The organism is Kaistella carnis (assembly GCF_003860585.1).
GTDB classification, from domain to species: domain Bacteria; phylum Bacteroidota; class Bacteroidia; order Flavobacteriales; family Weeksellaceae; genus Kaistella; species Kaistella carnis.
The window spans coordinates 1,575,890-1,588,168 of the sequence record NZ_CP034159.1; the positions used below are offsets into that span (position 1 = coordinate 1,575,890).

Genomic DNA, 12,279 nt, shown 5'->3' on the forward strand with positions numbered 1-12,279 from the left:
TACCTTTGCTGCTTTTTAACGACAAAATTTAAATATTATGAAAAGGATTTTTACTGTTTTAAGTGCAGGTCTTTTTACCATGAGTTTTGCACAACAAAACTTAGTAAAAGATATAAGCTCAAGCAACCCACAGGTTTACCATACGGTCTCTAAAAGTGTAGCAGGGTGCATTCAAGAAGTACCCTCAAATAACCTTCAGAATGGGTCAGTGCTAGGAGATGTAATCAATCAGGCGATTGCAGCAGACATTCTGGTACCGTCTGGAGACAGCTTTACTATTTCCAGCATTAAAGTTAATCTGATTGGAGCTTCCAGTTTTGTAAATTTGATCTTTTACAGTGATATTGACGGGAAACCGGGAGCAGTTGTTGACATCTTAAATAATGTGAACACAAATTCAGTAATGATTGGGACGAACTATGGATTTGATTATTATCGGCATACGGTCAACCTTTCTGCACCACTCACGCTCTCCGGCGGAACGAAATTCTGGATGGAAGTTCAAAGCGATGCAAGGGCTTGGGAAAATCAAAATGCCGTAGTATCGGGCAGTAATTTCGCGTATAGAAACTCCAGTACTTCACAAGTGTGGATGCTAAACGGAGTTGGCGAGGAAGTCGTATATACTTTGGAAGGTAACTGCGCAGTTCTTGGAGTTGACAATACTGAATTCGGCAAGTTGGCGTTCTATCCAAATCCCGTTAAAAGCACCATTACCTTTGCCGAAAAAGTTTCGCAAATTTCTCTATTCGACATGACTGGAAAATCTGTAAAATCGATATTAACAAATGCGAATACCGTAGATTTATCATTTTTAACAAAAGGAAACTACATTATTCAGTACACCACCAAATCCGGTAAAAAAGTCAGCAATAAGTTGATTAAATATTAACCTATTTATCTTTAAATAAATGATCCCTAAGTTTTTACTTGGGGATTTTATTTGAACCCTTCGTGATCATCCTTAATACAACTGTTTTTTCTAAACCATTTCATAAAAGTTAAGATTCTATAAATTGTATTAAACTTTCTAAAAAATTTTAGACGTGGAATTATTGTTGATGTCAGAAACCGCTATAAATATTAATCAAAAAAAAATTGAATATGAAAAAGGAAAGAATGATTAACACACAGAAAGCAGTAATTGCTGCATTATTTTTTGGTGCGACTACTTTTGGTTACGCACAGGAAACAGCTCAAGCCACTGACACCGTTGCTACTCCTACGGAGCAAGCGCAAACTACGCGACAAAATCCCGCAGTCGAAGCCTTGAAAAAGCAAATTGAGGCCAATCCGAACGATACAGAAGCCATCGTAAAGCTGGCGACCGCGTATCAGGATGCTAAAGACTGGACAAATGCATTAGCAACTTGGAACAAAATGTCAGCGCTATTGCCAGACTGGGCGGCATCGTATTATAGCCAAGCTTATGTGTTTCAAAATATGAAAGATGAGGATAACGCAAAAATGTCCTACGAAAAGTATATTGCTGCTGTTAAACCGGAAGAGGTAGAAGCGAATAAACAGAATTTAGCATACGCACATTTCTTTGTGGCTTATAAACTTCAGGAGACTGACAAAGAGCAGGCAAAACAACATATTGCAAAATCTTTACAATATGATGCGACAAACGAAGAAGCGAAAAAACTTAATACATTTTTAAATCAATAATTATTATGCCTCGATTGAGGCATATTTTTTGGCACTATTTAAAATAAAATTCCCCAAGTTTTCACTCGGGGAATCTTTATGTCAACACATTGCTATTGAAGCATTCTCGTTATTTAATTACTTCACTTCTTCAAAAATAACGGATACTGATAATCAATTGGTTGTGATTTAATGGTACAAATAAGGTATTGATTTATGGTTGTTTTTAGACCGAAAAACATCCAATTTACTAGTAATCAATACTTTACGCCCCCGTGACGTCTTCTGACTCTTCTATTCTTTCACGAAATATTTTTACGTTAACGATTTTTCTCCTGCGTAAGGCTCCGGTAAATCTGGCTTTAGCCCACCGGAACCTCAAGAATCTCACTTTTCCGAAATGATGTTGCAGTACATAGATCATCATTCCTATCGCCGCAATGCAGATCAGGCCGTAAACCTTTTTGTTGGCGGCTAAGATCGCGTTGAGCTGTATGCTTTTGTAACCTGATAAAGCGGTTTGCGCCGACATTAAATTTCCGTCCATATACACCGCCAGATTTTGTACACTTTCCCACTGGAACTGATATTGCAGCCAGGATAAGAATGATGAGAATACTGCCGTCGCCACGAAACTCCGGAATACAAGGATCAGCCCAATGGCCTGAAGCATTGCTTCCATCTCCAGCTTATCGCACGTATAATACCACACTACGATAAAAAGTGCACATAAGCCGTAACCTTTGAGAATCATGGGCAGCAGCCAACTGATGTAGCTGAGTTCCGGTACCATCATAAAATACATCATCACACTGTTGAGGAAAAAAGCAGCAAAACCGGAGAATACCAACATCTTCAGGGACCGTTCGGCTTTAAACCAGTAGAAAGCCACCACTCCTGCTAAAATCACCCCGGGAATCATCATGATGCTCAGTGACGAATTCGTCACCATATCATAACCGAGTATTCCGACGGCAAATGAGCTCTGAAGCGAACTCGCGCCCAGAAATACGCCGGTGAACAGCAGCATCAGCAAGCCGCTTTGCACATTGCTCTTGGTGAAGATGCCAAAGGAGATATAACTTCTTTTTAAACTGAGTTGGCGCAGTGCGAGCAGCACAAAACTGATCAGCGTACCCCAGAACGAAACACGGATCGCAGAATCCTCGAACCAGTTAAGGGTTTTACCAAACGACAGAAAATAGGCCATAAATAGAAATGTGCCCGCAAAAAAGACCATGCTCAGCCAGTCGACCTGCGAGAAGGGCAGTTTGCGTGCGAAACGCTGGTTATGCTGGAAGATCACCGTAATCATGATCAGCACCAGACAAAGCCCCGCCGTAAGCAGGTGCGGGTATTGCCACGTGGTGTGATAGGCTAATTTGGAAAGGTAGTAGCCCGCAACATTTCCGGTGATGATGGAAAAAGGGTAAAATATCGCGTAAAAGCGGCCCCGTTTGCCGTCCGGACTTAAAATGAACATCAAAGGAAGGATAAATTCCAGCATCATGAACATCTTAAAAAATCCCATGATGAGTGCTGAAGCAATAATGATTTCTGCGACATTGGTCGTAGCGATCACGAAAGACAGCACCGCCGACACGGCCAGTGAAGTCACCATGATTTCTTTAGTCCGGAATCTCATCTTCACCCTCAGTATCAGCGGCATTGCAGTGGCCATTCCGATAAAAGAGGCGAAATTGGCCATCATCAGATAGTCGGGCATAATGCCGAGATCGCCGACCATCATACTGATATTCCCGCTGTTCACCGGATTCAGCGTCATGATCAGAATGGTGAATACCAGAATAAGCAGAAGCTGCAATGGTTTAGGTACCCAACTTTTATATAGCCCTTTGTTATAATCCGACATTATTGCGGTTTATTTAAAGTCACACTCACATTCATCCCGGCACGGAGCTGCGCCACATCTTCTTTTTTATTATCTGCGGTAAATTCAATCCGAACCGGAATCCGCTGCTGTACTTTAACAAAGTTTCCTGTGGAATTATCGACCGGAACATTCGAATATTTCGATCCAGTAGCAGCAGAAATGGCCGTCACGGTACCGATAAATTTCTTCCCGTCTAAAGCATCCGCAGTGATATTCATCTTTTCGCCAATTTTAACGCGCGGCATCTGGCTTTCGAGGAAGTTTGCGGTGATCCACTTCTGGCCGTTCAGCACGATGGTGCCTACCTGCTGCCCGGGTTGTACCAGTTGCCCTTCGTTGATCAGCCTTCTGCCCATCACGCCGTCGTAAGGGGCGGTAATCACAGCGTATGAAAGGTTGATTTTGGCCATGTCGAGCATTGCGGAGGTTCGTTTTATCTCGGCGTCATTTACCCCGAGGCGGCTTCGGGTTTCGCCGGTGGCAAGACTCGCTGAGTTTTTCTGGCTCAGCAATGTTTCGTAAGCCGCTCTGGTCGCATCGTACTCAGTTTTGACCTGATCATACTGCTGCCTTGTCACCGCTTCCGAAGCCAGCAGGTTTTTGTAGCGGTTCATGTTCTGTTCTGCATTCCAAAGTCGGGCTTTAGCGCCGGCGATGTTCGCATTGGCAACGTTCACGTTATTTGAAACCGTATTTACTGAGGAGGAAGTTACGTCCCGCGAAGCCCGTGCATTCTGCCACGCCGCTTCGGCCTGCGCCAATTGGGTACGGAGCTCGCGGTCGTCCAGTATGACCAGGGTATCGCCTTTTTTCACGGCCTCATGTTCGGTGTATTTTATTTCTTTAATATACCCGGCAACGCGCGTGTTGACGGGGTTGATAAATTCTTCAACCTGTGCGGAGTTCGTGAAGTTATCGTCGCCAAGGTGAAAATAATGTTTCACCAGCCAGTAGAAGCCGCCCACCGCAATGGCAAAAACGAGCAGGTTGATCACCGTTGTTTTCACATTATTGCTTTTTTTCTTAGGCTTTTTCACCGGCTGCGGCGCTTTTTCTTCATGCTTTTTGTGTGAAACGTTTGCTTCAGTTCCGGGCTGGATGATATTTTCGTTATCGGGAGTTTTGTCTGACATCGCTGTAATTTTATTTTATAAAGTTCCTGTTGTTTTCAATAAATTGTAATACTGGTACTGCACGTTGATCTCGCTGTTGGCATATTGCAGTTCGGCTTCGAGTTTGGCGTTTGTAGCATCGATCATATCGGCCTGTAGCGCGAGCTGGTTAAGGTATTTGGCTTCTATGATTTTATAATTTTCACTCGCAAGTTCTTCGCTTTCTTTGTTAAGACGCGCCTGTTGCACCGCTTCCTGCCATTTGAGATAGGCGGCGTTGGTCTGCACATCAAGATTTTCCTGCTGCAGCACAAGCACGTTTCTGGCCTGGTTGAGCTGCAGTTTCCCCAGCTGCTCCTTTTCTTTGGTTTTATAAAGGTTGTCGATATTATAGCTGATGCTGAGTCCGGCCTGCCACGTGTTGGTGTAAAAATCCTGCGCAGGAAGCGAACTTGTAACGGGCCGCGCCATATCGTAGCCGCCAAAGACCCCGATGGTGGGTTTTTTATCGGTATTGATGATCTCGATGTTTTTGTTGGCGAGTTCAATTCCGGTCTGCGCATATTGTAAGGCCGGATGATTCTGATGAGCCCGGTCTAAATAATAGTTCAGCCCCTCATCGGCCGCCACCACGCTGAGTGATGCAGTGGGCACAATAAGAACATCGGGCGAAAGTCCTATAGCGGTAGCTAACTGATAATTTAAACTTGCACGGTTGTTGTCGAGCGACAGTATTCCCTGCTCCAGGTTCTTCAGCAGCAGTTCGCCACGTATGATCTCATTCCGCGTCACCATGCCCTGCTTATAAAATTTCTTTACGTTCTCAAGGCGTTCAGTAGCGAGTTTGCGGTTGTTCAGAAACACATTCTTCTGGTTGATAATCCTTTGAATATCGAGATAATTCGACATCACAAGAAACTTAATATTCTGCTCATCTTTCTCAAGATCGAGTTCAGCAAGTTGTTCGCGCAGTTCTGAAACTTCAATCGATTTTTTCACGAGCCCGCCTTTAAAGATGAGTTCAGACGCCTGAATGCTGTAGGTATTGCCAAAATGCGGCATGCTTACGGTTGCAATTTTAGACAGGTCTTTATCGAGGATCAGCGCATCACCCAGATAAAAGGCGTTGGCAGAAGCGGTGATGCTGGGCAGTTTCTGCAGCGCTGCATTTTTGGTCTGCTGGCGCGCAATCAGGATGTTTTCTGACGAAAGCTTAAGCTGCGTATGATTTTCGAGAGCCATTTGCACCACCTCGTCCAGCTGTAAGGTGCGTTCCGTGGTTTGAGCGGTGGCTTGGAAAAAAAACAGACTCAGCAATAATAAAGTCAGCGTGTTTTTCAGTTTCATATTTTCTGTGGTTTATTTAACGGTGCAAAGCTACCGGTATATGCAACCCCATAAAATGACGGAAAGAACGAATAAAATGTTTAAAAGTAAGATTTAGTTTTTAAAACGCCTGCGGTAAACAGCCGGACTTTCGCCTGAGTGCTTCTTGAAAAAATGCCCGAATGAATACTGGTCGCTGAACTTAAGATCCATGGAAATCTCGTACATACTCTTTTCCGTGGAAGAAAGCAATGCTTTTGCTTCCTTCATCACGTAGGCCGCAATAATCTGCCCTGCCGTTTTGCCAGTCACTTCCTTTAAAAGCGCCGAGAGATGTCTGGAAGTAATAAATTGTTTTTCAGCATACCAAGTTACTTCGCGCTCCTGCAGAAAATGTTCACCAACGTTTTTCAGAAACTGCAGGGTTATTTCCTGTTTACGTGATACCTTATTTTTTGAAAAATTAGAATGTTGGGAAATAATATCCCCAAACTGATACACCGCGGCCGAAAAGAGATGCCGGATAATCTCCTCGCGATTGGCAGATGAATCCCCGTTTTCAAGCATGCTCTGCAAAAGTTCTGCATTATTCCAGATTCTGGTGAAGGCTTTAGGTTCAAGACAGAAATTGCGAACCAGTTCGTTTCGGAAATAGACAAAAGCATTCAGCCGGTTGATCTTCAGGGGGAGCTTTTCTGTGTATTCACGCGCAAATGCGATTACCAGTATTTCCGGGTTTTCGCTTATTTCCTGAAGTTCATATACCTGTCGCGAATCGATCAGTGCCACACAATTCTCGCCGAGTTTGATGCTGTTCAGGCTTTCGGTAAAAATAAGCTTTCCTTTTTTCAGAATAAGAAAAGCGGGATTTTTAGGATGATGCGGCCTGCCCACCGCGATAAAATCAAAAATATTCCCGGTATCAAAAATCTGGATAGGGTATTCCAAAGTCTGCATTTTAAGCAAATATAATGATTTAAGATTGTTCTGAACAAGAGTGCCGTTTCTCGAAGGCCTTAACCTTATACCTAACCTTAACCATAAATTCCTCTCGGCTAACCATCATTTTATAGGAGGTCCAGTGCTCGTTGTTTGCTGGGGTTATTACGCCGTTAACAGCTTCAACTTTAAAACCGGCGTTTTTATATGATTGGATTGCGGAAGTATTGAAGTCATAAACATTCAGGCCAACAAAATAGGTGTCCAGGTGTTCAAAACTCCCTACGGTCAAAATTTTAGTCAAAATTGTTCAGTCACCTGTGCCACGAAATTCCTGATCTCCAATAAGTTCGGCAGAGTCTGCTGTGATGTTCGTCCGTCCTATAGGCTTATGGAAAAAATAGTAAAAGCGGAATTCAGATTAGTTGGACTGAAACTCGACCACAAGACCACCAGAAAACTCCATTCAATAGCTATAAAAGAGGTGGTTTTTATGAAAGTAAGCCGGCAATTGCAGATGTACAACAGGTACGTCTTTTAGCGGTTCGCTGTATTTTTGTCTATCAGATATTTATTTTGAATTATTGGAGGGAAACAAAAATTTCTACTTCTTCAACTCCTTAAAGGTTTGGCAGGTGATTATTTCACTTCTTCGAAAATACCGGATACTGATAATCAACTTTCTGCAGCAATTTCTAACAACCAACCTTCAGGAATTAATCCTTCAAAAAAAGGAAAAATTCGTTTTTCCTTATAAATTTTTTCTGAAACCGGCATCGAAAAAGTAATCTCTTGATTAGGTAATTTTTGAATATAATTTGTATCGTCACGAAAGTATAATCACCCTCGGATGTTTCTGTAGTTATTCCCATCAAATAATTTTGGTAAAATAGCGAACTCCTACTCGCTTATTAAATTTTCTCAACTATTTTAAAATCAATTATTTACATACTTATTTTCTAATTATTTTGTCGCAAATTTGGGATATATTTACGACAGAATAAATTACTATTTCTATATCTTTAATGCACTGACATAAGTTTTTACTTGTTCCGATTCAATACACTAATCACCAATCGCTTTACAGTTTCCATTTCTTCAGGTTTACTCGAAGCAATAAACAGTGTTAAACTCGCCAAAGTGTCATTGCTAATAATTAGTTCATTTTGCGCATTGAAAAGCATTTTATTGGTTTGCAAAAATTTCAAAAAACACGCTGCGGCAATTCTCTTATTACCATCTACGAAAGAATGATTTTTCACCACGAGATACAAAAGCATCGTCGCTTTTTCTTCCAAGGTTGGATAAAAATCGTTTTCTCCGAATCCCTTTTCTATTTGGGCAATTGAACTTTCAAAATTTTGATCCTTTTCTTTTCCAAATACTTGTGAATCAAAATCGACAACCATTTCATTAATGAGCTCTTGATAATCTTCTCTGGTCGGGTAAAGTGCTTGTTTTTTCGTTAAACCTTTGGAATCCAATTCTTCGTGGTCGTAATCATCCAATAATTGTAGTCCTTTAGAGAAAATCGATAGCCATTCATTTTCTTCAGATTTCTCTTCAATAGCTCTGCTTAGAATCTGAATACCATTTTTCAAAAGTTGAACTTCCTGTTCTTTTTGTTCTAATCTTTTTTCGTTTATGGAATAACCATTTACTAAATATTCTTTTAGAATACTATTTGCCCAGATTCGGAACTGTGTTCCTTGTTTGGATTTCACTCTGTAGCCCACGGAGATTATGACATCTAAATTGTAAAATTTGGTCTTATATTTCTTTCCATCTGCTGCAGTTGTCAAGGAATCCTTGACAACTGATTTTACATCTAACTCTCCTTCTTTGAAGCAATTATTTATATGCAGACTTATATTTTGTTTTGTTTGCTTAAATAATTCGCTCAATTGACTTTGGGATAACCAAACAGTATCTCCTTCAAACTGCACTTCAAGTGAAACACCAGAGTCTATATTTTCGTAAATTTCTATTTGATTTTCTGTTTTCATCGGTTGTAATTGCTTTGTGAATTTAAGTAATTTCTTTAGTAATTAAAAGATTTTCAATCACTTTAATATAGAATTTTTTACAATAAGAGGTAACCGTTTTAATGAAAAGCTACACTTTATCTAATTCATCAATTTCTTTTCACTTGCCACAAATATTAATTAAAGCAATATTAAAAATAAGCATAACTATAAACATGCTGATAGACCGCCAAACTTTTCAAACTCACTTCCTCATCGGTATATTTATCTTCAGGTAACCAAAGCAATTGATCGTAAATCGTAGTTTTTATTCCGGCTTTCATTTCCCGGCTTTCTTTCCAGTTCGGAATGTTTAATTTTTCGTTCTGAAGTTTTTCCAAAGTGTCTTTTGCAACTTTTTTGACCTGCTCTCTTTCTGACTTTGAAAGCTCTTTATTTTGAATGAGTAAATCGAAAATCGATAAAGTGGGTTCATCCAAATTTTCTGTAAAAGCTCTTTTCTCCTCCTTAGAGAGGGTTTGAACAAAAGCTGTCAATTGTTCAAAACTTCGCTTTAATTCTGCTTCGGATTTACCATTATTATAGGCTTCTACAATTTCTTTATAGCGTTCGTAAAATTCCATTCTCAAAGGATTTTCTTTCAGCATTTGTTCTAATTTCTGCTCAACTGCTTTATTCAAATCATAAACCAGTTCATTTTTACGCTGTACTTTTTCAAAAGCTTTTCGTAATGCATCTGCGTCTAAATTGGATAAATCAATGGCAATATTTATAGGTTCAGAAACGGTATCGATGACGATGGAATCATTTACAACACTTTGCAGTTTCATAATGATTTCTGTAACATCGGCACTTTTAGTTTTCTGATTGAGTTTATTGTAAATCGCATCAATCGCATTGTACTGCTTCGTAAATTTCCTGGCTTCTTTTTCGGGAAATAACGCTTTGTATTTGCGAAAAACATTTCGAGCCGCGATCTCAAACTTCGCCCGTGATTCCTCATTTCTGCAAACGGCATTGGCTCCATTATTTACCGCTGCAATTTTTCCCATCGCTGTTGCTTCTATCAAAGCAGTCAAACTAAAATCTTCTTCCTTCAACATCGTTTCCACCTCCTCAATCGCGGATTGAATTTCGGCAGCCATTGCTTTTAATTGCTCAAACGGTTTCGTGTCTTTTTTTCCATCGTCGCTACCCTTTCCTTTCTGACCTTCACCATAAATGGCATAAGCTTTTTCTAACTGCTGATAAACATTACCGTAATCAACGATCAATCCGTTTTCCTTTTCATCATCATACACACGATTGGCACGGGCGATTGTCTGCATCAAAGTATGTCCTTTAATCGGTTTATCTAGGTAAACGGTAGAAACACAAGGTGCATCAAAACCAGTAATCCACATTGCACAAACGATTGCCAAACGAAATGGATTTTCTTCATCTTTAAATTCTTTTTCCAGATTGCGTTCTACCATTCTCCGGCGATGCGGCTCAATCTCCAAATTCATTTTCTTAAACTTGTCGATCTCATTTTGCTCTGAACTAATGACCACACAAACTTCAGTTGCCGCCACTAAATTGTACTTACGCTGCAATTCCTGCTCTTCCTGAATATCAGCGGCTTTTGTAATGCGTTGCTGTAATTCTGCCAAATATTCCGGCCAGTATTCCATTACATAATCATACATCCGAACAGCAGTTGGTTTATCCAGTGCGACCAACATTGCCTTTCCCTGATAACCTCTTTCATTAAAATGCCAAACTAAATCTTTCGCAATGGCGCGTAAACGGGATTCGGCGGTTAATATCGGATATTCTTTACTGAAGAGATAGGCAAGTTTTTTCTGCTGATCTTCATCCAGATTTTCCTGTTCCAAAATCTCCGCCATTTGTTCATCCAAAGCAGGATTTTCTATGTTTAATTTTTCGCCCCGATTCAGATATTTCAATGGAAGGGTTGCTTCATCTTCGATTGCTCTTTTGAAATCATAAACAGAAACATATTCTCCAAAAATATTCTTAGTAACTTCTTCCTCATCTTTGATAATAGGTGTTCCGGTAAATCCTAAATAAGAAGCATTTGGCAAACCGAAGAAGCGCATGTTTCGGGCATATTTTCCACCTTGGGTTCGGTGTGCTTCGTCGGAAATAACGATGATGTTTTTTCGGTCTGTAATCAATGGATATTCGGTTTCCAAATTTGGATCAATCGAAAATTTATGAATCAGAGAAAATACATATCTATGGTTTTCACTTAATAATTCCCGCAAATGATCGCGGCCGGAAATTCCTTTCTTTTTACCTGCAATTACATTTTTATTATTGACTACTCCAACACCGGAAAAAGTATCGTAGGCTTGATTCTCCAATTCAGTACGATCTACGACAATTAAGAAAGTATATGAGCCGCCAAATTTTCGGTGGATTTTTTCACACAGAAAAACCATGGAATAGGTTTTTCCCGAACCTTGCGTATGCCAGTAAACCCCTAATTTCCCTTCCAGATCCTCGATGTTGGAAACATTATCCAGCACTTTATTAACACCAATAAACTGGTGGTTTTTAGCCATCAGTTTTACAATATTGCCATTGCTTTCATCGAACAGCAAAAAGTTTTCAAAAAGATCCATCAAATTTTCAGGAGCGCAAGTTCCACGCAGCATGGTATCTAAACTGACTATCCCTTCCGCTTCTTCCGTGATTCGTTTCCAGTCCAGGAAATATTTATAAGGACTTGTAATCGTACCAACTTTTGCATCAGTACCATTAGACAGAATTACGAAAGCATTGTGGTAGAACAAATGCGGAATGGTGTCTTTATAATCCTTAAAATTATCATCGTAAGCAGATCTTAAATCATTTGCATGCGATTTTAATTCAAAGAAAACCAAAGGAATTCCATTTACAAAACCAACGACATCTGGACGACGGTTATGCAGTTCGCCACTGACTTCCAACTGACGAACCGCCAAAAAATCATTATTTCTATAATCTTTAAAATCGAATATTTTTAAGATTTTCTTTTGAGATTTACCTTCTGCATTCACAAACGAAACCTCTACCCCATTTTTTAGAAACTGGTATTTGGTTTTGTTTTGTTGTGCTATGGTTTTATCTGCTTCGTGCTGCACCAGTTTTTCAATGGCTCTGGAATACGCTAATTCCGGCAAATCAGGATTTAATCTTTTTAAAGCTGCCAAAAGATACCGTTCCAAAACCACTTCCGTTTTGTTATCCCGACCCAACAAACCCTGCTCGCCAAAACTTTCATTTTGCCACGCAGTTACCACTTTCCAACCGAGTTCTTTCAGGACGTCTTCTGTGGCTTGCTCTATGAGTGCGTCTTCTGAGTATTCGTAGGACATATAATACA

9 protein-coding genes are annotated in these 12,279 nt (G+C 40.3%); 2 read left to right on the plus strand and 7 right to left on the minus strand.

What is annotated here, in order from left to right:
• Positions 1–37 precede the first annotated feature (37 nt).
• The gene (locus EIB73_RS07200) at positions 38–892 is read left to right on the plus strand and encodes a T9SS type A sorting domain-containing protein (RefSeq protein ID WP_125023946.1); all 855 of its coding nucleotides are present in this window, start codon (positions 38–40) and stop codon (positions 890–892) included.
• A gap of 227 nt (positions 893–1,119) precedes the next feature.
• Positions 1,120–1,671, plus strand: coding sequence for a tetratricopeptide repeat protein (locus EIB73_RS07205; protein ID WP_228411299.1), 552 nt, complete (start codon positions 1,120–1,122; stop codon positions 1,669–1,671).
• Between the two features lie 244 nt (positions 1,672–1,915).
• Here EIB73_RS07205 and EIB73_RS07210 read toward each other — a convergent pair whose 3' ends face one another.
• From EIB73_RS07210 to EIB73_RS07240, 7 genes are all read right to left on the minus strand, one after another.
• Positions 1,916–3,523: an MFS transporter gene (locus EIB73_RS07210; protein WP_125023950.1), complete on the minus strand. Its 1,608-nt coding sequence runs from the start codon at positions 3,521–3,523 to the stop codon at positions 1,916–1,918.
• Positions 3,523–4,677 carry an HlyD family secretion protein gene (locus tag EIB73_RS07215; protein ID WP_125023953.1) on the minus strand — a complete coding sequence of 385 codons (1,155 nt, stop codon included), beginning with the start codon at positions 4,675–4,677 and terminating at the stop codon, positions 3,523–3,525. The genes EIB73_RS07210 and EIB73_RS07215 overlap by 1 nt, the downstream gene beginning before the upstream one ends.
• 15 nt (positions 4,678–4,692) lie before the next feature.
• Positions 4,693–6,003, minus strand: coding sequence for a TolC family protein (locus EIB73_RS07220; protein WP_125023955.1), 1,311 nt, complete (start codon positions 6,001–6,003; stop codon positions 4,693–4,695).
• Between the two features lie 93 nt (positions 6,004–6,096).
• Entirely contained in the window at positions 6,097–6,930 is an 834-nt protein-coding gene (locus EIB73_RS07225) for an AraC family transcriptional regulator (RefSeq protein ID WP_164467865.1), read from the minus strand.
• A gap of 666 nt (positions 6,931–7,596) precedes the next feature.
• Positions 7,597–7,698: a HipA N-terminal domain-containing protein gene (locus EIB73_RS15340; protein WP_376751233.1), complete on the minus strand. Its 102-nt coding sequence runs from the start codon at positions 7,696–7,698 to the stop codon at positions 7,597–7,599.
• A gap of 266 nt (positions 7,699–7,964) precedes the next feature.
• Complete coding sequence (gene rhuM, locus EIB73_RS07235) at positions 7,965–8,927, minus strand: virulence protein RhuM/Fic/DOC family protein (RefSeq protein ID WP_125023959.1); 963 nt, start codon at positions 8,925–8,927, stop codon at positions 7,965–7,967.
• Between the two features lie 170 nt (positions 8,928–9,097).
• Positions 9,098–12,271 (minus strand): type I restriction endonuclease subunit R, encoded by a 3,174-nt coding sequence (locus EIB73_RS07240; protein ID WP_125023961.1) that lies wholly within the window; start codon positions 12,269–12,271, stop codon positions 9,098–9,100.
• Positions 12,272–12,279: the final 8 nt, after the last annotated feature.

Bases quoted from the DNA above. Each gene is read 5' to 3' on its own strand.
- EIB73_RS07210 (WP_125023950.1), bottom strand. From the start codon at position 3,523: ATGTCGGATTATAACAAAGGGCTATATAAAAGTTGGGTACCTAAACCA.
- rhuM (WP_125023959.1), bottom strand. From the start codon at position 8,927: ATGAAAACAGAAAATCAAATAGAAATTTACGAAAATATAGACTCTGGT.
- EIB73_RS15340 (WP_376751233.1), bottom strand. From the start codon at position 7,698: ATGCCGGTTTCAGAAAAAATTTATAAGGAAAAACGAATTTTTCCTTTT.
- EIB73_RS07240 (WP_125023961.1), bottom strand. From the start codon at position 12,271: ATGTCCTACGAATACTCAGAAGACGCACTCATAGAGCAAGCCACAGAA.
- EIB73_RS07220 (WP_125023955.1), bottom strand. From the start codon at position 6,003: ATGAAACTGAAAAACACGCTGACTTTATTATTGCTGAGTCTGTTTTTT.
- EIB73_RS07200 (WP_125023946.1), top strand. From the start codon at position 38: ATGAAAAGGATTTTTACTGTTTTAAGTGCAGGTCTTTTTACCATGAGT.
- EIB73_RS07205 (WP_228411299.1), top strand. From the start codon at position 1,120: ATGATTAACACACAGAAAGCAGTAATTGCTGCATTATTTTTTGGTGCG.
- EIB73_RS07215 (WP_125023953.1), bottom strand. From the start codon at position 4,677: ATGTCAGACAAAACTCCCGATAACGAAAATATCATCCAGCCCGGAACT.